The organism is Streptomyces sp. NPDC093591, assembly GCF_044764885.1.
GTDB lineage: Bacteria > Actinomycetota > Actinomycetes > Streptomycetales > Streptomycetaceae > Streptomyces.
The window spans coordinates 60,038-85,801 of the sequence record NZ_JBIWIY010000031.1 but is presented as its reverse complement, the minus strand read 5'-3'; the positions used below and the strand labels follow the sequence as shown (position 1 = coordinate 85,801).

At 72.9% G+C, this 25,764-nt stretch carries 20 protein-coding genes and 1 riboswitch; of the genes, 4 read left to right on the top strand and 16 right to left on the bottom strand.

From position 1 onward, the window contains the following. Nucleotides 1–3 precede the first annotated feature (3 nt). The 3 genes from ACIREI_RS44005 to ACIREI_RS43995 are packed head-to-tail and all read left to right on the top strand — an operon-like array spanning nt 4 to nt 4,731. Entirely contained in the window at nt 4–1,650 is a 1,647-nt protein-coding gene (locus tag ACIREI_RS44005) for an extracellular solute-binding protein (protein WP_403345776.1), read from the top strand. 31 nt (nt 1,651–1,681) lie between these two features. Beyond that, complete coding sequence (locus tag ACIREI_RS44000; RefSeq protein WP_403345775.1) at nt 1,682–2,776, top strand: LacI family DNA-binding transcriptional regulator; 1,095 nt, start codon at nt 1,682–1,684, stop codon at nt 2,774–2,776. Then, complete coding sequence (locus tag ACIREI_RS43995; RefSeq protein ID WP_403345773.1) at nt 2,773–4,731, top strand: DUF2264 domain-containing protein; 1,959 nt, start codon at nt 2,773–2,775, stop codon at nt 4,729–4,731. Before ACIREI_RS44000 ends, ACIREI_RS43995 begins: the two co-directional genes overlap by 4 nt. Here the strand turns inward: ACIREI_RS43995 and cobC are convergent. The 16 genes from cobC to ACIREI_RS43915 all read right to left on the bottom strand — a co-directional run bounded on the left by cobC (nt 4,679) and on the right by ACIREI_RS43915 (nt 24,746). Then, a complete protein-coding gene (gene cobC / locus ACIREI_RS43990) occupies nt 4,679–5,740 on the bottom strand; it encodes an Rv2231c family pyridoxal phosphate-dependent protein CobC (RefSeq protein WP_403345771.1) in 1,062 nt (353 codons plus the stop codon). The two genes, ACIREI_RS43995 and cobC, sit on opposite strands and share 53 nt — an antisense overlap. Continuing rightward, nucleotides 5,730–6,671, bottom strand: a complete 942-nt coding sequence (locus tag ACIREI_RS43985; RefSeq protein WP_403345769.1) for a sirohydrochlorin chelatase — start codon at nt 6,669–6,671, stop codon at nt 5,730–5,732. Before ACIREI_RS43985 ends, cobC begins: the two co-directional genes overlap by 11 nt. Then, the gene (locus ACIREI_RS43980; RefSeq protein WP_403345768.1) at nt 6,668–7,258 is read right to left on the bottom strand and encodes a precorrin-8X methylmutase; all 591 of its coding nucleotides are present in this window, start codon (nt 7,256–7,258) and stop codon (nt 6,668–6,670) included. Before ACIREI_RS43980 ends, ACIREI_RS43985 begins: the two co-directional genes overlap by 4 nt. Further along, complete coding sequence (gene cobJ, locus ACIREI_RS43975; RefSeq protein ID WP_403345766.1) at nt 7,255–8,943, bottom strand: precorrin-3B C(17)-methyltransferase; 1,689 nt, start codon at nt 8,941–8,943, stop codon at nt 7,255–7,257. The genes ACIREI_RS43980 and cobJ overlap by 4 nt, the downstream gene beginning before the upstream one ends. Beyond that, nucleotides 8,940–10,181: a precorrin-6y C5,15-methyltransferase (decarboxylating) subunit CbiE gene (cbiE, locus tag ACIREI_RS43970; RefSeq protein ID WP_403345764.1), complete on the bottom strand. Its 1,242-nt coding sequence runs from the start codon at nt 10,179–10,181 to the stop codon at nt 8,940–8,942. Before cbiE ends, cobJ begins: the two co-directional genes overlap by 4 nt. Then, nucleotides 10,178–10,996, bottom strand: a complete 819-nt coding sequence (gene cobM, locus ACIREI_RS43965) for a precorrin-4 C(11)-methyltransferase (protein WP_403345762.1) — start codon at nt 10,994–10,996, stop codon at nt 10,178–10,180. Before cobM ends, cbiE begins: the two co-directional genes overlap by 4 nt. A gap of 59 nt (nt 10,997–11,055) precedes the next feature. Beyond that, a complete protein-coding gene (cobI, locus tag ACIREI_RS43960; RefSeq protein WP_403345761.1) occupies nt 11,056–11,802 on the bottom strand; it encodes a precorrin-2 C(20)-methyltransferase in 747 nt (248 codons plus the stop codon). Further along, on the bottom strand, nt 11,787–13,247 hold the full coding sequence (locus ACIREI_RS43955; RefSeq protein WP_403345759.1) for a cobyrinate a,c-diamide synthase: 1,461 nt from the start codon (nt 13,245–13,247) through the stop codon (nt 11,787–11,789). Before ACIREI_RS43955 ends, cobI begins: the two co-directional genes overlap by 16 nt. Further along, nucleotides 13,244–13,843, bottom strand: coding sequence for a cob(I)yrinic acid a,c-diamide adenosyltransferase (gene cobO / locus ACIREI_RS43950; protein ID WP_403345757.1), 600 nt, complete (start codon nt 13,841–13,843; stop codon nt 13,244–13,246). The genes ACIREI_RS43955 and cobO overlap by 4 nt, the downstream gene beginning before the upstream one ends. Next, nucleotides 13,843–15,849 carry a putative cobaltochelatase gene (locus tag ACIREI_RS43945; protein ID WP_403345755.1) on the bottom strand — a complete coding sequence of 669 codons (2,007 nt, stop codon included), beginning with the start codon at nt 15,847–15,849 and terminating at the stop codon, nt 13,843–13,845. The genes cobO and ACIREI_RS43945 overlap by 1 nt, the downstream gene beginning before the upstream one ends. Beyond that, the gene (gene cobN / locus ACIREI_RS43940) at nt 15,846–19,502 is read right to left on the bottom strand and encodes a cobaltochelatase subunit CobN (RefSeq protein WP_403345753.1); all 3,657 of its coding nucleotides are present in this window, start codon (nt 19,500–19,502) and stop codon (nt 15,846–15,848) included. The genes ACIREI_RS43945 and cobN overlap by 4 nt, the downstream gene beginning before the upstream one ends. Next, the gene (locus ACIREI_RS43935; RefSeq protein ID WP_403345751.1) at nt 19,499–21,010 is read right to left on the bottom strand and encodes a cobyric acid synthase; all 1,512 of its coding nucleotides are present in this window, start codon (nt 21,008–21,010) and stop codon (nt 19,499–19,501) included. Before ACIREI_RS43935 ends, cobN begins: the two co-directional genes overlap by 4 nt. Continuing rightward, the gene (locus tag ACIREI_RS43930) at nt 21,007–21,951 is read right to left on the bottom strand and encodes a cobalamin biosynthesis protein (protein ID WP_403345750.1); all 945 of its coding nucleotides are present in this window, start codon (nt 21,949–21,951) and stop codon (nt 21,007–21,009) included. The genes ACIREI_RS43935 and ACIREI_RS43930 overlap by 4 nt, the downstream gene beginning before the upstream one ends. A gap of 98 nt (nt 21,952–22,049) precedes the next feature. Continuing rightward, nucleotides 22,050–22,193: riboswitch (cobalamin riboswitch) on the bottom strand. Nucleotides 22,194–22,317: 124 nt separating this feature from the next. After that, nucleotides 22,318–22,539 (bottom strand): hypothetical protein, encoded by a 222-nt coding sequence (locus ACIREI_RS43925; RefSeq protein ID WP_403345748.1) that lies wholly within the window; start codon nt 22,537–22,539, stop codon nt 22,318–22,320. Nucleotides 22,540–22,582: 43 nt separating this feature from the next. Next, on the bottom strand, nt 22,583–23,821 hold the full coding sequence (locus ACIREI_RS43920; protein WP_403345746.1) for an anion permease: 1,239 nt from the start codon (nt 23,819–23,821) through the stop codon (nt 22,583–22,585). A gap of 175 nt (nt 23,822–23,996) precedes the next feature. Further along, on the bottom strand, nt 23,997–24,746 hold the full coding sequence (locus ACIREI_RS43915) for a lysozyme (RefSeq protein WP_403345744.1): 750 nt from the start codon (nt 24,744–24,746) through the stop codon (nt 23,997–23,999). Between the two features lie 217 nt (nt 24,747–24,963). Here ACIREI_RS43915 and ACIREI_RS43910 point away from each other — a divergent pair, with 217 nt between their 5' ends. After that, the gene (locus ACIREI_RS43910) at nt 24,964–25,695 is read left to right on the top strand and encodes a class II aldolase/adducin family protein (RefSeq protein ID WP_403345742.1); all 732 of its coding nucleotides are present in this window, start codon (nt 24,964–24,966) and stop codon (nt 25,693–25,695) included. Nucleotides 25,696–25,764 lie beyond the last annotated feature (69 nt).

Genomic DNA, 25,764 nt, shown 5'->3' with positions numbered 1-25,764 from the left:
CCCATGCCCCGCATGTCCCGACGTACCCTGCTCGGTTCCCTGGCCGCCGCCTCCGTCCCCGGTGTGCTGACCGCCTGCTCCACGGGCTCCGGCGACAGCGACGTCTCCAACGCGGGCAAGAAGCTCGCGCCCTGGCCCGCCCACACGCCCGCTCCGGGCCCCAAGCCGGACCTCGCCCCCACCGAGGCCGGCGTGCAGGCGGGATACACCGCCTACCCCTCCGACCTGGTGCAGTCCGTCTCCCGCCCGCCGGGCGACGGCTCCACCGTCAAGGTCATGTCGGTGTCGTTCGGCACGCCCCCGAAGCCCGCCTCCGCCAACCGGTTCTGGGCGGCCGTCGAGAACGCCCTCGGCGTGAAGATCGAGTACACCATCGTCTCCCAGGCCGACTACCAGAAGAAGATGGCCACGGTCATGGCCGGTGACACCGACACCCTGCCGGACGTCATCAACCTGTTCTCCGGGTTCGTCCTGCCCCGCGAGGCCGAGTTCGTGCAGCGGCGCGCCGAGGACCTCACGCCGTACCTCTCCGGCGACGCGATCGCCGACTACCCCAACCTCGCGAACATCCCCACCCACGCCTGGCGCGACATGGGCCGTATCGGCGGCCGCATCCACGGCATCCCGCTGGAGCGCCCGCTGCCCGGCTCCACGCTCTGGCTGAACCAGGGCATGTTCACCGACGCCGGCATGAAGGAGGGCTGGACGTCCGGGGACTTCGCCGCGGTCGCGAAGCGGGCGACCGGTGGGAAGACGTACGCACTCGGCGCCGCCAACGGCTCCCTGTTCGGCAACGCCGTGCACTCCGCCGCCCACAACGCGCCGCAGAACTGGGCGGTCACCGAGGACGGCACGTTCCGGCCGGGCTGCGCCGACGAACGCTACAAGGCGGCCATCGCCTTCCAGGCCCAGCTCCGCAAGAACGGCTCGTACCACCCGGACGCCACGTCCATCTCCCAGATCGACCTGACCACCCTCTTCTACAACGGCACCGTCGGCTCCATGCAGGACGGCTTCGGCGCCTACCTGCCCAAGTACCGGGAGGCCCCGAACGGGATGACCCCGGCCGCGGCCCTGCCGTACAGCGTCGACGGCACGCCCGGCGGCATCGTCGCCGCCCGCCGCTCCTTCGGCTACACCGTCCTGAAGAAGGCGAAGAAGGAACGCGTCGAGATGCTGCTGCGCCTCCTCGACTTCCTCGCCGCCCCCTTCGGCAGCAAGGAGTGGGAACTCGTCCACTACGGCGTCGAGGGCACCCACTTCACCCGCGCCAAGGACGGCTCACCCGAGCCCACCAAGCTCGGCGAGGTCGAGAACAACACCAACCTGCCGCTGAAGTACCTCGCCGAGGGCCCGCAGGTGCTGTTCGTGCCGGGCATGCCCGATGCCGTACGGGCCCTGCACGCCTGGCAGCGCGAGGTCGTGCCGCACGCCGTCCGCGATGCCTCCTTCGGCCTGCAGTCCCGTACCAAGAACGCGCAGGGCACCACCCTCAAGGCCCTCCTCGACGACACGGTCACCGGGATCGTCGCGGGTCGGCTGCCGCTGTCGGAGTGGGACGCGACCGTGAAGAAGTGGCGGGCCAGGGGCGGCGACAGAATGGCCGAGGAGTTCGCGAAGGACTACGCGGCCGGCGGGGCCGGCGACTGAACAGCCGCTCGTGGAACAGGAGATGCGGGGGATGGGGAACGACATGGCGGACACCGGGTCCAGGCGGCGGGTCACGATCCGCGAGGTCGCCGAGCGGGCGGGCGTGTCGATCGCCACGGCGTCGCGGGCGCTCAGCGGCAACCATCCGGTGCCCGCCTCGACCCGGGCTCGTGTGCTGCGCGCCGCGCGTGACCTGGACTACGTCGCCAACGCGCACGCCCGGGCGCTGGTGGGAGGCGGCCGGAAGATGGCCGCCGTCGTCGTCCGCCAGGTCACCAGCCCCTTCTACGCCCAGGTCGCCGAGGGCGTGGAGGCGGAGGCCGCCGACCGGGGCTGGCTGTGCGTGGTCGGCGCGACCGGCGGGGATCCGCAGCGCGAGATGGAGTTCGTGCAGCTGATGCGGGAGGAGGGGGCGCGGCTGGTGATCCTGGTCGGCGGGGTCGTCGAGGACGACGCCTACCGGGAGCGCGTCGCCCACTACGCCCAGGCGCTCGACTCCTCCGGCGCCCGGCTCGTGCTGTGCGCACGCCCGGCGCCCGACCCCGAGATCCCCGCGCTGGTCGTGGAGTTCGACAACGAGGCGGGCGCCCGGGCGATCACCGGGCACCTGCTGTCCGCCGGTCACCGCCGGATCGTCTTCCTCGGCGGACTGCCCGGCAACACCGCGCTGGAGGCCCGCGTCGCCGGCTACCGGGCCGCGCTCGCCGAACACGGGCTGCCGGGCGAGGCCGCGCACGTCGTCGACTGCGGTCTCGGCCGTACGGCGGGCCTGCGCGCCATGACCGAACTCCTCAAGGACACACGGGAGTTCACCGCCGTCTTCGCCGGGGACGACATGGTGGCGGCCGGCGCCCTGCGGGCCATCGCGGACGCGGGGCTCAGCGTTCCCGACGACATCTCCGTCGTCGGCTACAACGACATCCCCCTCGCCGAGGACTTCAACCCGCCCCTCACCACCGTCCGCACCCCCGCCGAGGAACTCGGCCGCGCCGCCGTCCGCATCGCCCTGCGCGACCCCGAGCACTCCGGCGGCGGCCGCCATCTGCTCGGCACCCACATCGTCGTACGCCGCAGTGTCGCCCCACCCCGGCCACGACCGACCGACGGAGGACCCGCCCCCGTATGACCGCGCCGCACGTGTCGCCCCCCGACGACCCGACGCACCCGCCGAGTCCGCCGCCCCCTCCCGACCTGCCGAACCTCCCCGGCCTCCCCCCGGCCGACCCGGTGCTCTCGCCCCGCACCGGCTGGACCCGCGCCCACTGGGAGGCGATCGCCGACCGGCTCCTCGACGGGCTGCTGCCGTACGCCGCACCGGGCTTCGCCCAGTACCGCCTGCCCGGCCCGCCCAGCCACTCCGGCCCCTGGTCCGACGGCCTGGAGGGCTTCGCGCGCTCCTTCCTCCTCGCCGCCTTCCGTATCGCGGGCTCCGGCGGCCGCGTCGGCCCGGCGCTCATCGAGCGGTACGCCACCGGCCTGGCCACCGGCACCGACCCGCACCACCCCGGACACTGGCCCCCCATCACCGACCGAGCCCAGCCCATGGTCGAGGCCGCCTCCCTCGCCATCGCGCTGCACGAGTCCCGCCCCTGGCTGTGGGACCACCTCGACGACGGCGTACGGCAGCGGGTGTGCGCCTGGCTCGGCGGGTTCGTCGGCGCGGACGTCAACGACTCCAACTGGCGGCTGTTCCAGGTCATCACGGAGGAGTTCCTCGCCTCCGTGGGCGCCCCGCACAGCCGGGCCGAGATCGACGCCGGGCTCGCCCGCCTGGACGACTGGTACCGGGGCGGGGGCTGGTACACCGACGGGGACGGGCGGAAGTTCGACTACTACAACGCGTGGGCGCTGCACCTGTATCCGGTGCTGTGGGCGCGGATCGCGGGTCCGCGGGCGCGGGCGGCCACCGTGGCGCGCCACCGTGCCCGGCTGCGCGAGTTCCTCGCCGTCCACCAGCACTTCTTCGGCTCCGACGGCGCCCCCGTCCACCAGGGCCGCTCCCTCACCTACCGCTTCGCGACCACCGCCCCGCTGTGGGCGGGCGCCATCGCCGACGCCACCCCGCTCCCGGCGGGCCGCACCCGACGGCTCGCGTCCGGTGCGCTGAAGCACTTCGCCGAGCGGGGGGTGCCCGATGCGCGGGGCCTGCTCACCCTCGGCTGGTACCGGCCCTTCCTCCCCGTCACCCAGCGCTACTCGGGCCCCGCCTCCCCGTACTGGGCGAGCAAGGCCTTCCTGGGGCTGCTGCTGCCCGCCGACCACCCCGTCTGGACGGCACCCGAGGAGCCCGCCCCCGTGGACACGGAGGACGTCCGCCTGGCCCTGCCCGCCCCCGGCTGGCTGCTGCACTCCACCGCCGCCGACGGGATCGTACGGCTGGTCAACCACGGCAGCGACCGCCTCCCGCCCCCGCCCGCCACGGCCGACGACAGCCCCCACTACGCCCGGTTCGCCTACTCCAGCGCGACCGCCCCCGAAACGCCGGGCGTCGACAACCACATCGCCCTGCTGGGCCCCGGCGGAGCGCCCTCCCGGCGCGGACGCATCCATCCCCTCGGCGCCCAGGGACGGCGGGCCGGATCCTGGCAGGACGGCCGTATCGAGACCGTCAGTGTGGTGCACGGCCCGTGGGAGGTGCGGGTGCACCGGCTCGACGTACCGCCCGGCACGCCCGTGCGGGAGGGCGGCTGGGCGGTGGCCGACGACACGGCACCCCCACTCGCGCGCACCGGCTCCGGCCGGGCGCTGGCCCGCCGCTCGGACGGGCTGACCAGCGCGGTCGTCGGCCTGTACGGCTGGGACGACGCCGAGGCGGTGGTCGTGCGCGGCGTCGGCACGAATGCCGTCGGCCACCACTCGGCGACTCCGGTGCTCCAACTGCCCCAGAGCCCCCGGCTGTTGGTGACCCTCGTGGTGCTGGGCGCGGCCCCGCACACACCGCTCACGGGGGCGAGCGCCACCGTCACCGCCGACGGCACCGTGGAGATCCGCTTCCCCGACGGCACCCCCGAGCGGGTGCCCGCCGCGCTCAGCGGCGCGCCAGGGCCATCGCCTGATCCAGCGCCCCGAGGAACCCGTTGACCGTCCCCCGGTCCCGCACCGCCAGCCGCAGCCACTCCTCGCCCAGCCCGGGGAAGGTGTCCCCGCGCCGCACCGCGAACCCGAGCTCGCGCAGGTACCGGCGTACGGCGGCCGCCCTGGGCAGGCGTACGAGGACGAAGGGACCCTCAGCGGGCTCGACGACCCGGAGTCCGGCCGAGGCGAACTCGCCGAGCCCCGCGACGAGATGGGCGCGGTCGGCGGCGATGCGGTGGGCCGCGTGGCCCGCCTCCGCCAGGGCCGGGGACGACACGCAGGCCTCGGCGGCGGCGAGCGCGGGCGTGGAGACCGGCCACAGGGGCTGGGCGCGCTCCAGGTCGGCGATGGTGTCCGGGGCGGCGAGGACATAGCCGATGCGCAGGCCGGCCAGGCCCCACGTCTTGGTCAGGCTGCGGAGCACCACCAGACCCGGCACGTCCGTGCGCCCCGCCAGCGCCTCCCGCTCACCCGGCACCGCATCCATGAACGCCTCGTCCACCACCAACGTCCGCCCGGGCCGGGCGAGTTCGGCCAGGGACGCGGCCGGGTGCAGCACCGACGTCGGGTTCGTGGGATTGCCGATGACCACCAGGTCGGCGTCCTCGGGAACGGCCGCCGTATCGAGCCGGAAGCCGTCCTCCTCCCGCAGCAGCACCCGGTCGACGGTGTGCCCCGCGTCCCGCAGGGCCGCCTCCGGCTCCGTGAACTGCGGGTGCACGACGACCGGCCGCCGCACCTTCAGGGCACGGGCGAGGAGGACGAACGCCTCCGCCGCACCCGCCGTCAGCAGCACCCGTTCCGGCGGCAGCCCGTGCCGCGCCGCCACCGCCGCCCGCGCGGCCCGCCCGTCCGGGTAGGCCGCGAGGGAGCCCAGCGACCCGGCGATCCGCTCGCGCAGCCAGGTGGGCGGCGTGTCCGCGCGGACGTTCACGGCGAGGTCGACCAGCGCCGAGCCGTCGTCGCGGACCTCGGCGTCACCGTGGTGGCGCAGGTCGTGCGCCTCAGTGGGCATGGGAGTGGCTGCCGTGGTGGTGGCCGTGGTCGTGATGACCGTGCCCGTGGTGGTGGCCGTCGTCGTCCGGGTGGAAGTGCGGCTGCTGGGGCATGCCCACCTTGTCCTCGAAGCCGGGCAGCGCGATGCGGTACACGCACGAGTCGCAGTTCATCCGCAGGTCGCCCTCCAGGGCCTCCCGGTACCGCTCCATCACCAGGTCGAGCAGCTCCGGCTCCGGGCCGATGACGTCCGCCGAGCGCACCTCCACCTCCGGGTGCGCGGCCGCCCAGCCCTCCGTCTGCTGCCGCACCCGGTCCGGCAGGATGCCCGTGAACAGGAAGTAGGGCAGGACGACGATCCGCTTCGCCCCCAGCTTCACGCACCGGTCGAGACCGCTCGGCACATCCGGCGCCGCGAGCGACACGAACGCCGTCTCCACGCCCGCGTATCCGCGCCCCTCCCACAGCAGCCGCGCCGCCTTGTGCACCTCGGCGTTGGCGTCCGGGTCGGTCGACCCGCGCCCGACGAGCAGCACGGTCACATCGGCCCGGTCCCCGGGCGTGCGGCCCTCGGTGCCGAGCGCCTCGTCGAGGCGCCGCTCCAGGACAGACAGCAGCGACGGATGCGGGCCGAGCGGGCGGCCGTAGGTGTACGAGATCCCGGGGTGCCGCTCCTTCTCGCGGGCCAGCGCCGCCGGGATATCCCCCTTGGCGTGCCCGGCGGACACCAGCATCAGGGGCACGGCGGCGAAACGCCGTACGCCCCGCTCGACCAGTTCGGTCACGGCCTCGCCCAGCGGCGGCGGAGACAGCTCGATGAAGCCGCCCGCGACGGGCAGGCCGGGGTGGCGGGCCCCCAGCTCCCGGACGAAGTCGCGGAACGCCTCGGCTCCGGCATCGTCCCGGGTGCCATGACCGGCGATGAGCAGGGCGGGCGGCGGGGTGGTCACGATTTCTCCTCGGGATCTGAAGTGGGGTGGTACAGCAGGGCGTTGAGCGCGGCCGCGGCGACCGCCGAACCGCCCTTCTCGGACACGTTGCTCACGGCGGGCAGCCCGCTCTCGCGCAACGCGGCCTTGGACTCGACCGCGCCGACGAAGCCGACGGGCAGGCCGATGACGAGTGCGGGGGAGGCATCGAGGGTCAGCAACTCCTCCAGCGCGGTGGGCGCGTTGCCGATCACCCAGAGCGCGCCCGGGCCGACCTGCTCGTAAGCGAGCCGTATCGCGTGCGCCGAACGGGTCAGCCCCGGCCCGGCCACGGCATCCTTGAGCCGGCACACGGTCTCACGCCGGGTGATGCCGGCCCCGACCATCTCCACGTCCACGACGACGGGCGCGCCCGCGTGCAGGGCCGCGTGCGCCTTCTCCAGGTCGCCCTCGTCCATGACGAGATCGGTGGCGTAGTCCAGGTCGGCCGCGGAGTGGATGACCCGCTCCACCACCGCTCTGGTCAGCGGCGGGAAGTGCGAGGTGTCCAGGCGGGCGCGCAGCCGCCGGTAGGACTCCTCCTCGATGGGATGAACGACGCGGTTCACTCGGCCTCCTGCCAGCGGTAGCCGCGCGGCGTCACCATGCGCCCCGCGATGTCCCGGGTCGCCGTGTTGCCCACCGTCACGACCGTCATCATGTCGACCGTCGCCGGGTCGAGGGCGCCCAGTGTCGTGAGCCGGCCGGACTCGTCCGGCCGCGACGCGTTCCGTACGACACCGACCGGCGTCGTCGGCTCGCGGTGCTCGGCGAGGATCGCGAGGGCCTTGGGCAACTGCCAGTCGCGGCCCCGGGAACGGGGGTTGTAGAAGGTGACCACGATGTCCGCCTCGGCCGCGGCCCGCACCCGCCGCTCGATGACCTCCCACGGGGTGTGCAGGTCGGAGAGGCTGATCGACACATGGTCGTGCCCGAGCGGCGCACCGAGGATCGCGGCGGCCGCGAGGGCGGCGGTGACACCCGGCACCCCGATCACGTCGATGTCGTCGGAGGCCTCGGCGAGCGCGGGGGAGGCCATGGCGTACACGCCGGCGTCCCCGCTGCCGATGAGCGCGACCGCCTGCCCCTTGCGGGCCTCCGCGACGGCCGTGCGGGCCCGCTCCTCCTCGGCGCCGAGCCCCGACTCCAGGACCCGGGTGCCGGGCCGCAGCAGGTCGCGGATCTGGTCGACGTACTGGTCGAGCCCGACGAGCACGGAGGCCCGCCGCAGCTCGGCCTTCGCACGCGGGGTGAGCAGGTCCCGGGCGCCGGGTCCGAGACCGACGACCGCGAGCCGTCCGCGCCCGGGCCGCCGTACGACGGCGCAGGTCGCCATCGCCGGCTGCCCGTCGGCGCGCTCCGACTTCCGCTTGGGTACGAGGAGTTCACCGCCGCCCACGAGCGCGGCGGCCTCGGCGACCGAGGGCGTGCCCACGGCGGCGAGGGGCGCGTCGGAGGGGTTGGGGACCTCGACGGCGGCCAGTTCCTCGGCGGAGTGGGTGACGAGGGGGACGCCGAGGCGTTCGGCGGCCCCGACGATGCCGGGTTCGTCGGCCTTGGCGTCGACGGTGGCGAGTTCGGCGAGGGACCTGGGGGAGAGGCCGGCGTCGCCGAGCGCGCGCTCGATCAGCGCGAGCACCTCGTCGACGGGGGCGCCCTTGGAGGCACCGACGCCGACGACGAGGGACGGCGGGCGCAACAGGACCTCGTGAGTGGCCGGTTCGACGGCCCGGTCCGTCAGCCGCACGGTGTAGGCACCCTCGGCGGCGACCGGGAGCGGCGGCAGCGGCCAGGCCGACTCGGCCTTAAGAGCCACCGCTTCCCCGTCGAGCAGGGCCCGCGAGACCGCGGCGACATCGCCCTCCACCGGGAACCCGAGCGTGTCCAGACCGGGCAGCCCCACGGCATCGGTCGCCGTCGTCACCACGGGCGCCGCCCCCAGCAACTCGCTGACCTCGCGGGCGAGTTCATTGGCCCCGCCGCCGTGGCCGCCGACCAGCGACACGGCGAACCGCCCGCCCTCGTCGACGCACACCACACCCGGGTCGGTCGCCTTGTCACCCAGCAGCGGGGCGATCAGCCGGACGACCGCTCCCGTCGCGAGAAAGCACACGAGCTGCTCGCACTCCGCGAACGCCCGCCGTACGGCGTCCCCGACGGGCCCGTCGTACACGCGCACGCGGTCCGGCCACGCCGCGGCCAGCCGGTCGCGTGCCGCCGCCCCCGCCGCGGTGGCGGAAATGAGGCCGATCACTGGGCAACTCCTTCTTCAGTACGTACTGGAGGCCGGACGCCCCACAGCAGGAACACGGGATTGGTCGCCGCCAGCCGGGTCACGTCCCCCGGCAGCGGCGCGAGCCGCGACGACTGCAACAGCACCCCGTCGCAGTCGAACCCGGCACTCTTCAGCGCCTCACGGGCGGCCGGTACCCGGTCGAGGGCGGCCATGGCGACGACCACCGTGCGCCGGGCGCGCCGCGCGCAGGCGGTGACGACGGCGGGCAGTTCACGCCCGCCACCGCCGACGAACACGGCGTCGGGGTCGTCGGCGAGGTCCGTCAGCGCGTCCGGCGCCGAGCCGTGCACCACCCGCACGTCCACGCCGTGCGCGGCGGCGTTGGCGCGGATCCGCGCCACCCCGTCGGGTGCCTTCTCGACGGCGACGGCCGCCGCCCCGAGCCGGGCGCACTCCACGGCCACCGAGCCGGAGCCCGCGCCGACGTCCCACACCAGGTCGCCGAGGCGTGGGCCCAGCCGGGCCAGGGCCAGCGCCCGCACCTCGAACTTGGTGATCATCGAGTCGCGGTGCGCGAAGTCGGCCTCGTCCAGAGCCCATCCGGCTGGCCGTACCTCCGGCCCCGCGAGCGTCCGCACCGGGCCGAGCATCCGTGTCTCGTCCAGGCAGAGCACGACGCTCACCGCCGTACCCCAGTCACGGGCCGCCGCCTCGGCGGGCGTCACCCGCTCCACGCGCTCCCGCTCCGGATCGCCCAGCGCGCAGGCCACCACCAGCACACGCCCGCTGTCCCGCAGGGCCGCACCCAGCTCGGCCGGCCCGGCCCCCGGCCCGGTCAGCACCGCGACCTTGGGATGGGCCCGGCAGACATTGACGGCCGTGCGCGGATCCCGCCCATGCGCGCTGACCACGATCGCGTCGTCCCAGGTCAGCCCGAGCCGCGCGAAGGCGGTGGCGACGGACGACACCCCCGGCCGCACATCCAGCCGCTCCGGCCCGAACCGCTCGGCGAGCGCCCGCACGATCCCGAAGAACCCAGGATCGCCGGAGGCCAGCACCACAACCGGCCGGTCCTTCGCCACGTACTCCTCGACCGTGTCGAGGGCGGGCGCGAGCGCCCCGAGCACGACCCGCTCCACCCCGTCCGGCAGCCGTACGGCCTCCAGATGCCGCCGCCCGCCGACGACCAGCTCGGCACCGGCGAGGACCTCCTCGGCGGGCGGCGCCCCCGTCCCCGTACCGACGACCGTGATCACGTGCTCGCCCCGCGCTCGCGCAGCGCCCGCCGCGCCTGCGGGTCGGCCTTGCGGTATCCATGGAAGTGACCGGGGTGGTAGAGGTGCGAGCGCGTGCCGTGCGCGTCGAGGGCCGGGCCGACCAGGAACAGGGTGTGCTTCCAGAGCTTGTGCTCCTTGACGGTCTCCTCCAGCGTGCCGATCGTGCACTTCACGACGAGCTCCTCCGGCCAGGTCGCCTGGTAGGCGACGACGACCGGCGTGGACGTCGGATACCCGCCCTCCAGCAGCTCCCGCACGAGCTGCCCGCTACGGGCGGCCGACAGGAAGATCGCCATGGTGGTCCCGTGCTTGGCGAACTCCCGCACCTCCTCGCCCGGCGGCATCGGCGTCTTGCCGCCACCGAGCCGGGTCAGCACGACGGACTGCGCGACCTCGGGGATCGTCAGCTCCCGCTGGGCGAGCGCGGCGACGGCGGAGAAGGCGGAGACCCCGGGCACGACCTCGGTCTCGACGCCGATCCCGGCACACCGGTCGAGCTGCTCCTGCGTACCGCCCCACAGGGCGGGGTCGCCGGAGTGGATGCGCGCGACCTTGAGCCCGGCCCCGTGGGCCCGCTCGTACACGGCGACGACGTCCTCCAGGGACATGGTCGCCGAGTCGAGGATCTCGGCGTCCTCACGCGCGTGCTGGAGGACCTCCGCCTGCACCAGGCTGGCCGCCCAGATCACGACGTCGGCCTCGGCGATGGCACGCGCGGCACGGAACGTCAGCAGATCGGCGGCGCCGGGGCCGGCACCGACGAAGGTCACCTTGCCGGTGGGGGCATCGGCCATGGGGGATCGGTCCTCTCCTACAGGGTCAGCGGGGTTGGGTGTCCTGGGTGTTGCGGGCGTCAGAGCTTGCCGCCGCGTCCGCCGTCGCGCGGGGCGGGTGCGATGAGCGTCGAGAGATAGGGCAGGGGGGTGCCGCCGAGGTCGGCGGCCGGCCGGATCGACTCCTCCGCCAGCCCCAGCGCCGACCCCCACACCGCGTCCTCGATCCGCCCGGTCTCCCGCAGCGCCTCGGCGACCTCCGCGGCCTGCCGCCCGAACTTGTAGGCGACGACGGTCCCGGGCCCGCCGAGAGCCTCCTTGAGCACCGTCGCCCCCGCCGTGACCGGCACGAGGGTGAGCGGCTCGGTCCCCTCGGTGAGCACGGCTCCCGAACGGGCGGCGAGGTCCTGCATGGCGGTGATGCCGGGCACGGTCTCCACGACGGTGTCGGGCACCAACTCACCGATGGTCTGGGCGAGATAGGTGAAGGTGGAGTAGACGTTGGGATCGCCGATGGTCGCGAAGGCCACGGCGGCATGCCCGCGCAGCAGCTCGGCCACCCGCTCGCCCGCCGCGTCCCAGGCGGCCTCGCGCCGAGCCCGGTCGGTCCGCTCGTTGAGCGCGAACACCACCCGTACGACCTTCTCCTCGGGCACGTAGTGCAGCACGGTGGCCTCGGCCCGCCCCCGCTCACCCGTGTCCATGACGGGTACGACGACGACATCGGCGGCGCGCAGAGCGTTGACGCCCTTGACGGTCACCAGCTCCGGGTCGCCGGGACCCACCCCGACTCCGATCAACCTGCTGCTGCTCATGACGTCCGGCACCTCTCCACGAACCGACGGGCGACACCGGGCTGCGAGGCCCAGTGCGTGTGCAGATAACTCGCGTGCACGCCCTGCTGTACGAAACCTTCGACCCGCCGCTGGGGGCTCCTGACCCCCCAGGCGGGCGCCGCCCCCGAGCCGGGCTCGACGACGGTCCGATGAAACTCGTGCCCCCGCATCCGGATCCCGGCCGTCGCGAGTGAACTGTCGCTGACGGCGACGGCGTCCCGGTACCCGAGGGTGAGCCGCTCGCTCATCCGCGCGGTGGCATCGAGCACCCCGCACATCGGCTGCCCGTCGAGCTCACGGCAGAGGTAGAGCAGCCCGGCACACTCGGCGGCGACGGGAGCGCCGCTCGACGCGAGATCACCGATGGCCTTGCGAAGCGGCTCGTTGGCGGACAGCTCGGCGGCGTACACCTCGGGGAACCCGCCCCCGACGACCAGGCCTCGGGTGCCGTCGGGAAGTCGCTCGTCGCGAAGGGGGTCGAAGGGAACGACGTCGGCACCGGCGGCGGCGAGCAGCTCGGCGTGCTCGGCGTAGGAGAAGGTGAACGCGGGACCACCGGCGACGGCAACTCTCACAGGCCGGTCCGCACCCTTCAGCCCGTCCGGCGTTTGAGGACGAGGCCCGAAGGGCCGATAGCGGGGGTCTGGGGGCGCAGCCCCCAGGGATGGGACGGGTAGGGGCGGCGGGGGCGAGGAAACGACGACCTCAGCCGCGTCCCAAGCCGCACACGACAACGCACCCGCACTCCGCGCCAGCCCCAGCAACCCCTCCAGGTCACACCCCGCACGCACCTGCTCGGCCATCGCCGCCACCGCGTCCACCGCGGCACCGCGCCGCTCGGCGACCGGCACCAACCCCAGATGCCGCGAAGGCGTATCCACCTGCGCCACCCGCCGCAGCACCCCCAGCACAGGCACCCCGGCCGAGTCCAACGCCTCCCGCAGCAACTCCTCATGCCGATCCGACGCGACCTTGTTCAGGATCACGCCCCCGACCCGCACCTCGGGATCCCACGAAGCGAACCCATGCACCAGCGCCGCAACGGACCGAGACTGCGACGACGCGTCGACGACGAGCACCACAGGCGCCCGCAGCAACTTCGCCACATGCGCGGTGGACGCCAGCTCCCCTTCCCCCGCGGCCCCGTCGTACATCCCCATGACGCCCTCGACGACAGCGACGTCACACCCCCGCGCCCCGTGCAGGAACAACGGCCCGATCAACTCCGGCCCGCACAGATACGCGTCGAGGTTCCGCCCGACCCGCCCGGTGGCGAGCGAGTGATACCCGGGATCGATGTAGTCCGGCCCCACCTTGTGCGGGGACACGGCAAGCCCCCGCGCGGCGAACGCGGCCATCAACCCCGTGGCAACGGTGGTCTTGCCGCTGCCCGAGGAGGGCGCGGCAATGACCAGCCGAGGGACGGAGGAAGTCACCACTCGATGCCCCTCTGGCCCTTCTGGCCCACGTCCATCGGGTGCTTCACCTTGGACATGTCGGTCACGAGATCGGCGAAGTCGACGAGCTTCTCGGGCGCGTTCCGCCCGGTGATGACCACATGCTGGGTCCCGGGCCGATTCCGCAGCACATCGACGACCTCGTCGGTGTCCACCCACCCCCAGTGCATGGGATAGGCGAACTCGTCGAGCACATACAGCTTGTACGTCTCGGCGGCCAGGTCCCGCTTGACCTGCTCCCAGCCCTCCCGGGCCTTCTCCTCGTTGTCCATCTGATCGTCACGCTGCACCCACGACCAGCCCTCACCCATCTTGTGCCAGTCGACGGACCCGCCCTCACCACTGGCACCGAGCACCCGCAGCGCGTTCTCCTCGCCGACCTTCCACTTGGCCGACTTGACGAACTGGAACACCCCGATGGGCCACCCCTGGTTCCAGGCGCGCAGGGCAAGCCCGAACGCGGCGGTCGACTTGCCCTTCCCGACGCCCGTGTGCACGACGACGAGTGGCCGGTTGCGACGCTGACGAGTCGTCAGACCGTCGTCCGGCACCACACTCGGCTGTCCCTGCGGCATTACGCGGCCCTCCTCTTCGACCCACCCTGTACATCCCTGACCAGCCCGGCGATCGACTCCGCCCGCAACTCGTCCAGCGTCACCGCCGTCCCGCCCAGCTCGCCCGCGAGCTGCCCCGCGAGCCCCAGCCGCACGGGCCCCGACTCGCAGTCGACCACCACGGACGCGACGCCCTCCGCCGCGAACAGCCGAGCCGCCCGCCCCGCGAGCGCGACCGGCTCGGGGCCACCCGTGGCCCGCCCGTCGGTCACCACCACGACGAGCGCCCGCCGAGCCGGATCCCTCAGCCGCTCCACCCGCAGTACCTCATGGGCCTTGAGCAGCCCGGCCGCGAGCGGAGTACGTCCACCGGTCGGCAGCGACTCCAGCCGGGCCGCGGCGGCATCCACCGACGACGTGGGCGGCAGCGCCACATCGGCGGCCGACCCCCGGAACGTCACGAGCCCCACCTTGTCCCGCCGCTGGTAGGCGTCCAGCAGCAGCGACAGCACGGCCCCCTTCACCGCACTCATCCGCTGCCGGGCCGCCATCGACCCGGAGGCGTCCACGACGAACAGCACGAGATTCCCCTCGCGCCCTTCCCGAACGGCCTGCCGCAGATCGTCCCGCCGCACGACGAGCCCCCGCCCAGAGCGCCCCCGCGCCCGCTGATGCGGCGCGGCGGCCTGGACGGTAGCCGCCAAGTGCAGCTTGGTCAGCGCCCCTCGGGGACGCCGTGCTCCCGTGGTCCGCCCGTGCTCCGTCCGCGCCCGCGACCGCCGCCCGGCGGCACCCTCGCCGATGCCGGGCACGCTGAGCACCTTCGTGCGGAAGGGTTCGGCGGCCCGTACGGCGGACTGCTCGCCCGGACCGGCCCCGGAAGCCTGCGGCTCCCCGCCCTCGTCGGCCTCGGGCCGCGCACCGGAACCACCGTCGGCCTGCGGTCCCTCGGACGGCGGCTGCCCGCCGCCCCCGCCGGGCCCGTCGGGGTCGGGATCCTCGTCGCCCTCACCCTCACCGGAGAACTCCTCCAGCGTCTGGTCGAGCTTGTCCTCGTCAAGTCCCGGCGCGTCAAAGGGATTACGGCGCCTGCGGTGCGGCAGCGCGAGCAGCGCCGCCTGCCGTACATCTTCGGCGAGCACATCCGTCCGCCCGGCCCATGCGGCCAGCGCGGTGGCCGTACGGGCCATCACGATGTCGGCCCGCATGCCGTCCACCTCGAAGGCGGCACATGTCGCCGCGATCTGCCGCAGCGCCCCGTCGCCCAGCCGCACCGACGGCAGCAGCTCCCGCGCCGCCACGATCCGCGCCCGTACGGCGGCCTCCTCGTCCGCCCAGCGCGCGGCGAAGCCGGCCGGGTCGTCGTCGTACGCGAGCCGGCGCCGTACGACCTCCACCCGCTGGTCCGGCTCCCGCGAGGCCGCGACCTCGACGGTCAGCCCGAACCGGTCGAGCAACTGCGGCCGCAGCTCGCCCTCTTCGGGGTTCATGGTGCCGACCAGAAGGAAACGCGCGGCGTGCCGGACGGAGACGCCCTCGCGCTCCACGTACGACGCGCCCATCGCCGCCGCGTCGAGGAGCAGGTCGACCAGGTGGTCGTGGAGGAGGTTGACCTCGTCGACGTACAGGATTCCGCGGTGGGCGTCGGCGAGCAGGCCCGGCTCGAAGGCCTTCACGCCCTCCGACAGTGCCCGCTCGATGTCCAGCGCGCCCACCAGCCGGTCCTCGGAGGCGCCGACGGGGAGCTCGACCATGCGGGCGGGGCGCTCGGTGCCCGCCCCGGCCTCGTGCGGCCCGTCCGGGCACGCGGGGTCGGGGGCGCCCGGGTCGCACGAGAAACGGCACCCGGGGACGACCGGCACCTCGGGCATCAGCGCCGAAAGCGCCCGTACGGCCGTCGACTTGGCGGTGCCCTTCTCACCGCGCACCAGCACACCGCCGACCGCGGGGGACACGGCGTTCAGCAGCAGCGCGAGCCGCAGGTCGTCCTGGCCGACAACGGCCGTAAAGGGAAAGGGAGTGGTCACTTCTCGTCGCCCTCCAAGTCGCCTTCCAGCTCCAGGTAGGTGGCCCGCAGCCGCTCCAGCGTGTCGGCGTCCGGCTCGGCCCACAGCCCGCGGTCGGCGGCCTCGAGGAGTCGCTCGGTGATGCCGCGCAGCGCCCACGGGTTGGACTTCTTCATGAAGTCCCGGTTCTCGGCGTCGAAGACGTACTCGGCCGCCAGCTTCTCGTACATCCAGTCGTCGACGACGCCCGCCGTGGCGTCGTAGCCGAACAGGTAGTCCACGGTCGCCGCCATCTCGAAGGCGCCCTTGTAGCCGTGCCGGCGCATGGCCGCCATCCAGCGGGGGTTGACCACGCGGGCCCGGAAGACGCGGTGCGTCTCCTCGCCCAGCGTGCGGGTCTTCACCTGGTCCGGAGTCGCCGAATCGCCCACGTACGCCTCGGGGTTGGCTCCGGTCAGGTGCCGCACCATGGCGACCATGCCGCCGTGGTACTGGAAGTAGTCGTCGGCGTCGACGAGGTCGTGCTCACGTGTGTCGACGTTCTTCGCGGCGACGTTGATCCGCTTGAACGCGGTCTCCATGTCCCCGCGCGCCGCCCGCCCGTCGAGCCCGCGCCCGTAGGCGTAACCGCCCCAGACGGCGTACACCTCGGCCAGGTCGGCGTCCGAGCGCCAGTTCCGGGCGTCGATCAGCGGCAGCAGGCCGGCGCCGTACGCGCCCGGCTTGGAGCCGAAGATGCGGGCCGTCGCGCGCCGCCGGTCGCCGTGCTCGGCGGTGTCCTCGTCGGCGTGGGCGCGGACGAAGTTCCGGTCGCCCGGCTCGTCCAGCTCGGCCACCGTCCGCACCGCGTCGTCGATGAGGCCGACGACGTGCGGGAAGGCGTCCCGGAAGAAGCCGGAGATGCGCACCGTGACGTCGATGCGCGGCCGCCCCAGCTCCTCCAGGCCGATCACCTCGAAGCCGGTCACCCGGCGCGAGGCGTCGTCCCACACCGGGCGGCAGCCCAGCAGCGCGAGGATCTCGGCGATGTCGTCGCCCTGGGTGCGCATCGCGGACGTGCCCCAGACCGTCAGGCCGACGGACTTCGGGTACTCGCCGGTGTCCTGGAGGTAGCGGGCGACCAGCGAGTCGGCGAGCGACTGGCCGACCTCCCAACTCAGCCTGGACGGGATGGCCTTGGGGTCGACGGAGTAGAAGTTCCGGCCCGTCGGCAGGACGTTGACCAGTCCGCGGGTGGGCGAGCCGGACGGACCGGCCGGGACGTAACCGCCGTCGAGGGCCTTGAGGATGTGGCCGATCTCGTCGGTGGTCCTCGCCAGGCGAGGCACGACCTCGGCGCAGGCGAACTCCAACACGGCGACGGCGTCGGGGAGTTCGGTGCCGAGGACGTCACGGACGAGAGCCGGGACGGCCGCCGCGTCCCACGCCAGGGACTCCATCCCCTCCGCGACCCGCCGGCACAGTTGCTCCAGCAGGTCGATCGCGTCGGCCGCCGTACGCGACGGGCCCTCGACGAGGTCGGACAGCTCCACCGGCACCTTCAGCGGCGCACCCGGTTCGCCCAGCAACTCCTTCTCGTCGAGCCCGAAATGAGCGGCCAGCGAAGCCCGCAGCCCCGGCAGGGCATTGGCCTGCCCGCCCCACACCTGCGAGGCGCGCAGCACGGCGAGCACGAGGTTGACGCGCGGTTCGGCGACCGGCCCGCCGCCGAGGATGTGCAGCCCGTCGCGGATCTGCACGTCCTTGATCTCGCACAGATAGCCGTCGATGTGCATGACGAACTCGTCGAACTCCTCGTCGTCCGGCTGCTCGTCCACGTGCAGGTCGTGGTGCAGCTCGGCCGCCTTGACCAGCGTCCAGATCTGCGCCCGGACCGCGGGCGCCTTCGTCGGGTCCAGGTCGGAGACGAGCGCGTACTCGTCGAGGAGCTGCTCCAGCTTGGCCAGGTCACCGTAGGTGTCGGCCCGTGCCATCGGCGGCACGAGGTGGTCGACGACGGTGGCGTGACCGCGGCGCTTGGCCTGGGTGCCCTCGCCGGGGTCGTTGACGATGAACGGGTAGATCAGCGGCAGATCACCGAGAACGGCGTCCGGCGCGCAACCGCCGCTGAGCCCGAGCCCCTTGCCGGGCAGCCACTCCATCGTGCCGTGCTTGCCCATGTGCACGATCGCGTCGGCGCCGAACGAGTTGTCCAGCCACCGGTACGCCGCCATGTAGTGATGTGACGGCGGCATGTCCGGGTCGTGGTAGATCGCGATCGGGTTCTCACCGAAGCCGCGGGGCGGCTGGATCATGACGACGACGTTCCCGAACTGGAGCGAGGCGAGGACGATGTCCTCGCCGTCGACGTACAGCGAACCCGGCGGTTCGCCCCACGCCTCCAGCATGGCGTCGCGCAGCTCGGGATCCAGCTTGTCGAACCAGGTCCGGTAGTCGGCCAGCGGCACCCGCGCGGGCGCGGCGGCCAGCTGGTCCTCGGTGAGCCACTCGACGTCGTGCCCGCCGGCCTCGATGAGCCGGTGGATCAACTCGTCGCCGTTGTCGGGGTACTCGGTGAGGCCGTACCCGGCGGCCTTCAGCGCGTCCAGGACCCGTACCGCCGACGCGGGCGTGTCCAGGCCGACCGCGTTGCCGACGCGCGAGTGCTTGGTCGGGTAGGCGGTGAAGACGAGCGCGAGCTTCTTGTCGGCGTTCGGCTTGTGCTTCAACCGCGCGTGCCGTACGGCGATCCCCGCGACGCGCGCGGCCCGCTCCGGTTCGGCGACGTACACGGGCACGTCGTCCGGGCCCTGCTCCTTGAAGGAGAACGGCACGGTGATCAGGCGCCCGTCGAACTCCGGGATCGCGACCTGCATCGCCGCGTCCATGGGGGAGAGCGCGGCGTCGGACTCGTCCCAGGCGGCCCGCGACGAGGTGAGGCAGAGGCCCTGCAGCACGGGGACGTTCAGCTCGGCGAGCCTGCCGATGTCCCAGGCCTCCTCGTCGCCGCCCGCCGACGCCTGCGAGGCGTGCGTGCCGCCCGCCGCGAGGACGGTGGCGACCAGGGCGTCGGCCTTGCCGAGGATCTCGTAGAGCTCCGCGTCGGCCCCGCGCAGCGAACCGCAGTACACCGGCAGGGCGTTGGCGCCCTGAGCCTCGATGGCGTCGCACAGGGTGTCCACGAAGGCGGTGTTGCCGCTGAGCTCATGGGCCCGGTAGAAGAGCACGCCGACCGTCGGACGGCCGTCGAGGAGGGGACGCTCGCCGTGGACGCCGTACTCCGGCATCTTCTGCGGCTCGACGAACCCCTCGCCCGTCAGCAGCACGGTGTCGGAGAGGAACCGGGCGAGTTCGGTGAGGTTGGCGGGCCCGCCCTCGACGAGATACTTCAGCGCCTCGGCGACGACACCGGCCGGCACGGACGACTCGGCCATCAACTCGGCGTCGGGGACGGCCTCGCCGCCCAGCAGCACGGTCGGCACGCCGGACCCCTTGAGCTTGGCGAGCCCGTCCTCCCAGGCCCGCTTGCCGCCCAGCAGTCGTACGACGGCGATGTCCGCGCCGTCGAGCAGTGCGGGCAGCTCGCTCTCGACGTCCACGCGGGTCGGGTTGCCGATCCGGTAGTCGGCACCGGAGGCGGCGCGGGCCGCCAGCAGGTCCGTGTCGGCGGTCGACAACAACAACACAGTGCTCATGCGGGCGCTCCCGGTGGAATGAAAGGCAGTCCTTGCGGCGCGCCCGACTCGATGAGCCGCCAGAGCGCGTCCGTGTCCGCGTGCTGTTCGATCAGGTCGCCGAGCCGGTCGAGCTGCTCCTCGCGCAGCGCGGCGAACGACGTGTCGGCGGCCGGCACGAAGCGACGGCCCGCGGCGGCCGCCACCTCACGCAGAAAGGCCCGCCGGAAACCGTCCGACTCCAGCGAGCCGTGCCAGTGCGTGCCCCAGGTCTGGCCGACCCGGCAGCCGTCAAGGAAGGGTTCGCCGCCGGCCATGGAAGCGACCCCGTGATGGATCTCGTACCCCTCGACGGGCTCGCCGAGGGCTACCCCCACCGGCCGGGTGAGGGTCTTCTCGCGCGCGAACCGCACCCGCACGGGAAGGACACCGAGCCCTTCCACCTGCCCCTTGCGGCTCTCGACCTCGTCCTCGATGTGCTCGCCGAGGATCTGGAAGCCGCCGCAGATGCCGAGAACGGGCCGCTGCTCGGCGGCCCTTCGGACCAGCGCGTCCGCGAGTCCCCGCTCCCGCAGCCACTCCAGGGCCTTGACCGTCCCCCGGGTCCCCGGAATCACGACGAGATCGGCGTCGGCGAGTTCCTCCGGCCGGTCCACGAACCGCACGACGACACCCGGTTCGGCCGCCAGCGCGTCGACGTCGGTGAAGTTCGACATGAGGGGGATGGCGCAGACGGCGACGCGCAGCACGTCCTCGCCGACGGGCGCGGAGACCTGCGACTCCCTCACCGCGCCCCGCAGGGACACCCGCAGCCCGTCCTCCTCGTCGATGCCGAGCCCGTGCTGGAAGGGCAGGACGCCGTACGTGTGCCGGCCGGTGAGGCCGTGCAGCATGTCGAGACCGGGTTCGAGCAGCGAGACGTCCCCCCGGAACTTGTTGACGAGGAACCCGGCGACCAACTCCTGGTCCTCGGGGGACAGAAGCGCGACCGTCCCGAAGAACGAGGCGAAGACCCCGCCACGGTCGATGTCACCGACGATGAGCACGGGCAGCCGCGCATTGCGCGCGATCCCCATGTTCACGATGTCCGTCCGCCGCAGATTGATCTCGGCGGGAGAGCCGGCCCCCTCACAGATCACCGCGTCATACGTGCCCCGCAACTCGGCAAGACAGTCGAGCACGGTCCCGAGCAGCTTCTGCTGCCGACCGCCGTGATACCCACGGGCGCTCATCTCCCCGACCGGCTTGCCCATGAGCACGACCTGACTGCTCTGCTCGCCACCGGGCTTGAGCAGTACGGGATTCATGAGCGCGGTCGGCTCGACGCGGCAGGCCTGCGCCTGCATGGCCTGCGCCCGGCCGATCTCGGCCCCCTCCCGCGTCACGAACGAGTTGAGGGACATGTTCTGCGCCTTGAAGGGCGCGACCTTGACCCCCTGCCGCACCAGCCACCGGCAGATCCCGGCGGTGACGACGCTCTTGCCGGCGTCGGAGGTGGTACCGGCGACGAGAAGCCCACCGCCCGTCATGACGTACGCCCCTTCACGATGCGGCGCGCGGCGACACTGACGCCGAGCGCGAGCCAACCGACGCGCCGGGAGAGACGTACGGCACGCTCGATGTCGCCGGTGACGACGGCGCGCCCGGCACCGCCGTTGAGCACGGGCCGGTGCTCGACCCGCCCCCGGTACGACAGGGTCCCGCCCAGCCGCACCCCGAGGGCACCGGCGAACGACGCCTCGACCGGCCCGGCGTTGGGACTCGGATGCTTGGCGGCATCGGCGCGCCAGGCCCGCACGGCCCCCCGCGGATCGCCCCCCGCCACAGCCGCGAGCACGGCGGTGAGCCGCGCCCCGGGCCACCCGGCGACGTCGTCGAGCCGGGCCGAAGCCCACCCGTACCGCCGGTACTTGGGCGACTTGTGCCCGACCATGGCGTCGAGCGTGTTCACGGCCCGGAACCCGACCAGCCCCGGCACTCCTCCCAAGGCCCCCCACACCAGCGCCCCCACGACCGCGTCGGAGGTGTTCTCGGCGACGGACTCGACCACGGCCCGGGCGATCCCGTCCGCGTCCAGCGCCTGCGGATCCCGCCCGCACAGATGCGGCAGCCGCGCCCGGGCCGCCTCGACATCGCCGGCCTCCAGGGCACGCCCGATGACCCGGGCCTCCCGGGCGAGCGAAGTCCCCCCGACGACGGCCCAGGTGGCGGCGCCGGTCAGCGCGAGAGAGGCGGCGGGAGAGGTACGTACGGCACGAGCGGCGAAGGCTGCGAGCGCTACGGCGCCACCGGCGCACACGGCGGTGTGCAGCGCGCCCCACCCTCGGTGGTCCCGCCACAACACCCGCTCCACGGCGCCGGCGGCACGCCCGAACGCGGCGACCGGATGCCCCCGGCGAGGGTCGCCGAGCAGCAGGTCACCGAGGAGTCCGGCGGCGGCGCCGTACGCGAAGACGCGATCGGCACGCATCGGGGTCAGCCGACCGTGGGGTCAGACGCGGGTCTGATACTGCATGTCGATCGGCAGGCGAGCATCGCGTTATGTCCTCACTCAGGGTGTCCACGCCCTGGTTCGACGAGACCGGCGGCGAGAGTTCCTGGCTCCCGGGGCTTTCTACCCCGGTGACAGTGGCGGGACCGCGCCGGACTTTCACCGGCTTCCTCTTCTGCCGCCGTACATGGCTCCGGAAGTCCACCACGGGGTTGGAAGGGGCGTCAACTTGCCGTTGACCTGCGACAGCGGAGTGTGCAGAACCCCACACCGGGGTGGAAAAGCGCCCTGCCCGCCACCGTCGTGAGACGGAGGCGGGCAGGGCGGACGCGGAGGCCGGATGCGTCAGGCCACGATCAGGTAGATGCCGTAGGTCACAGCCGCCGCACACGCCGCGAAGCACGCGTACGCGCCGGTGACCGCGAGGGCCGCCGAGCCGCCCTGGGCCGAGGCCTTCTCCTGGCGGGACAGGCCCGCGATACCGAGGGTGAACAGGCCCACCAGGGCCACCGTGACCACGAGGCTGACGCCGAAGACGGAGCCGAGGGCCGCCCAGTCGATCTTCATGATTCTTCTTCCTGGGTAACTGGGGTGAGTAAGCGGCTGGGTGTCAGACCGTGGTGGTCTGCGAAGGCGTCGGCTCGGAGGACGGGGCCGGGATGGTGGCCGCCAGTTCCTCGCTCACCGAGCCGCCCGTGGGAGGCGGGGTCACGGCGGCCATCGCCGTGGTGACGACACCCGCCGGCTCGTCGGTCTCGTTGACGTTCGTGTGGTCGACGACCTCACGGCGGGAGATCTTCCAGATGGCGGCGCTGGAGGCGACCAGGAAGATCGCGACGAGGGCCGTACCCCAGGCGCCGAAGCCGGTCACGTACTCGGCGAGCGCGCCGACCAGTGCGGCGGCCGGGAGCGTGAGGCCCCAGGCGACGAACATGCGGGTGGCCGTCGACCAGCGGACGACGCCGCCCTTGCGGCCCAGACCCGCGCCCATCACCGCGCCGGAGACGGAGTGCGTGGTGGAGAGGGAGAAGCCCAGGTGGGAGGAGGCCAGGATGACCGTCGCGGCGCTGGTCTGGGCGGCGAAGCCCTGCTGCGGCTGGAGGTCGGTCAGGCCCTTGCCCATGGTGCGGATGATGCGCCAGCCGCCGAGGTAGGTGCCGAGCGCGATGGCGATGCCCGCGGAGAGGATGACCCACATGGGCGGGTCGGAGTCGGGGGCGAGGGTGCCGCCGGCGACCAGGGCGAGGGTGATGATGCCCATCGTCTTCTGCGCGTCGTTCGTGCCGTGGGCCAGCGAGACCAGGCCGGCGGAGGCGATCTGGCCGGCGCGGTAGCCCTTCTTGGAGGCGTTGCCGTCGGCCTTCTTGCCGAGGGAGTACGTCAGGCGCGTGGCCAGCAGCGCGGCGATGCCGGCGACCAGCGGGGCGGCGATCGCCGGGATCAGCACCTTGGTGACGAGCACGTCGCCGTGGACCGCGCCGACGCCGGCCGAGGCGATGGTGGCGCCGATCAGGCCGCCCATGAGGGCGTGCGAGGAGCTGGAGGGCAGTCCGACCAGCCAGGTCAGCAGGTTCCAGAGGATCGCGCCGACCAAGGCGGCGAATATGACCTCGGGACGGATGCCGGTCTCGTCGACGAGACCTTTGGAGATCGTGTTGGCGACCTCCACGGAGAGGAAGGCGCCGACAAGGTTCAGCACGGCGGACATGGCCACCGCGACCTTGGGCTTGAGCGCACCGGTCGAGATGGTCGTGGCCATCGCGTTGGCGGTGTCGTGGAAACCGTTCGTGAAATCGAACGCGAGTGCGGTTACCACCACAATCGCGAGGATCAGCGAGAAGTTTTCCATTTACCCAGGCAATCGTTCGAGGTCATTGTCCGGACGAACGTAGGTAACCTGAGTGAACGGAAGATGAACTGGGGCAGGCCGCACGGTGTCCTGTGGAGGGGGTTGTTCTGACGGAAGCGGAGATCGCCGCTCCGTCGGTCTCGTCGGTCATCGCGCGGCCCAGACGCCGCAAGGCTCAGTAGCCCCGGGCGAACTTCCTCAGCTGGGTCATCGACCCGTTGAAGAGATTCTGGTCACCCGGCAGGCTGCCGCTGCCGTTGTCGTACTGCCAGATGGTCCAGAACTGCCATCCGGCCGGCAGAGCCCCCGCGGTCGCGGAGTCGTAGCGGGCTATCCACAGTGCGTGATTCGAGGCGAAGGCGCGGCTGGCGCCGGTGCAGGTGTTCCACCAGTGCGTGGTGGTGTAGATCACCGGACGGCGACCGGTCAGCCGTTTCACCTCGTTGCTGAAGGACTGGATCCAGCTGACCATCTTCGCCTTGCTCAGCCCGTAGCACTTGTGCTTGCTGTACGGGTTGTACTCGATGTCGAGCGCGGGCGGCAGAGTCCAGCCGTCCGACTTCCAGCCGCCGCCGTTGCGCACGAAGTGCGCCGCCTGCGCCTTGCCCGACGACTTGTTCGGCAGCGCGAAGTGGTACGCGCCGCGGATCAGACCCACATTGCGGGAGCCGTTGTACTGCTGGCTGAAGTATGGGTTGCGGTAGGTGTGGGACTCCGTCGCCTTGACGTAGACGAACCTGGCGCCCTTCGCCTTCGCGCTCTGCCAGTTGACGTTCTTCTGGTGGGACGAGACGTCATGTCCCTTGGGCTTGCCGGCCGCCGCGGCCGGAATCTCGGCGAGTGCGGTCCCCCCGAGGGCGAGCGCTGCCACGGATGCCGCTATGAGGCGGGAGCGGTGGCGGGACGGTTTGCGATCACGAGCCATATTTCCCCCCGGAATGGCGACGTGCACGACAAATCCCCCAGAGATTACTGGACGTTCATTGAATGCCGATCGATCCCCGGCCAAGCATGGGGAGGGGATGATGTATCCGCATATGTGTACTTCCGGACGTCCGTCTTCCGCCCTAAAGTGCCCCGACGCGGTCGCGACTTGAGGCCGCGTCACGGTCCCGGCCGGCCCCGGCTGGCAGGATCGCCGTATGGCTGAGGAGCAGCGGGACCAGCGGGGCGCGCGGGATGCGCGGGAGGGTGCACAGGAAGTGGGGGAGCCGTGGGGCAGGCGTGTACGCCCCGAGGAGGCGGACGCCTGGGAGTCCCTCGTGGTGACGGCCCGCCGGACCGTGTCCGAGGGGCTGGTCGTCGGCACGTCCGGCAACGTCTCGGTGCGCGTCGGTGACACGGTGCTGGTCACGCCGTCGGGAGTGCCGTACGACCGCCTGACGCCGCAGGACGTGACGGGGGTCGACCTGGACGGCAGGCAGGTGCTGGGCGCGCTGGTGCCGACGAGCGAGCTGCCCATGCACCTCGCCGTCTACCGCGCCACGGACGCCGGCGCCGTCGTCCACACCCACGCGGTCCACGCGACGGCCGTCTCGACCCTGGTCCCGGAGCTCCCGCTGATCCACTACATGGCGGGCGCCCTCGGCGGCCCCGTCCGGGTTGCCCCGTATGCGACGTACGGCACCCAGGAGTTGGCCGAGAACATGCTCCAGGCACTCACCGACCGCACCGCCTGCCTCCTCCAGAACCACGGAACGATCACCTACGGCACGACCCTGGACCAGGCCTACGACCGCACGGCCCAACTGGAGTGGATGTCCCGCCTGTGGCTCACGGCGTCCTCGGTGCCGGGTCTCGCGCCGACGCTGCTGTCGGAGGGGCAGGTGGCGGAGGCGGGGGAGAAACTTCGGGGGTATGGCCAGCGGGGGTGACACCGCAGCCCGTCCGGCGTTTGAGGACGAGGCCCGTTAAGGGCCGAAGCGGGGGTCTGGGGGCGGCAG

Excerpts from the sequence above, each read along its gene's own strand:
- ACIREI_RS44005 (WP_403345776.1), top strand. The coding sequence starts at position 4 with ATGCCCCGCATGTCCCGACGTACCCTGCTCGGTTCCCTGGCCGCCGCC.
- ACIREI_RS44000 (WP_403345775.1), top strand. The coding sequence starts at position 1,682 with ATGGGGAACGACATGGCGGACACCGGGTCCAGGCGGCGGGTCACGATC.
- ACIREI_RS43995 (WP_403345773.1), top strand. The coding sequence starts at position 2,773 with ATGACCGCGCCGCACGTGTCGCCCCCCGACGACCCGACGCACCCGCCG.
- cobC (WP_403345771.1), bottom strand. The coding sequence starts at position 5,740 with ATGCCCACTGAGGCGCACGACCTGCGCCACCACGGTGACGCCGAGGTC.
- cobM (WP_403345762.1), bottom strand. The coding sequence starts at position 10,996 with ATGGCCGATGCCCCCACCGGCAAGGTGACCTTCGTCGGTGCCGGCCCC.
- cobO (WP_403345757.1), bottom strand. The coding sequence starts at position 13,843 with ATGCCGCAGGGACAGCCGAGTGTGGTGCCGGACGACGGTCTGACGACT.
- cobN (WP_403345753.1), bottom strand. The coding sequence starts at position 19,502 with ATGAGCACTGTGTTGTTGTTGTCGACCGCCGACACGGACCTGCTGGCG.
- ACIREI_RS43935 (WP_403345751.1), bottom strand. The coding sequence starts at position 21,010 with ATGACGGGCGGTGGGCTTCTCGTCGCCGGTACCACCTCCGACGCCGGC.
- ACIREI_RS43930 (WP_403345750.1), bottom strand. The coding sequence starts at position 21,951 with ATGCGTGCCGATCGCGTCTTCGCGTACGGCGCCGCCGCCGGACTCCTC.
- ACIREI_RS43925 (WP_403345748.1), bottom strand. The coding sequence starts at position 22,539 with ATGAAGATCGACTGGGCGGCCCTCGGCTCCGTCTTCGGCGTCAGCCTC.
- ACIREI_RS43920 (WP_403345746.1), bottom strand. The coding sequence starts at position 23,821 with ATGGAAAACTTCTCGCTGATCCTCGCGATTGTGGTGGTAACCGCACTC.
- ACIREI_RS43915 (WP_403345744.1), bottom strand. The coding sequence starts at position 24,746 with ATGGCTCGTGATCGCAAACCGTCCCGCCACCGCTCCCGCCTCATAGCG.
- ACIREI_RS43910 (WP_403345742.1), top strand. The coding sequence starts at position 24,964 with ATGGCTGAGGAGCAGCGGGACCAGCGGGGCGCGCGGGATGCGCGGGAG.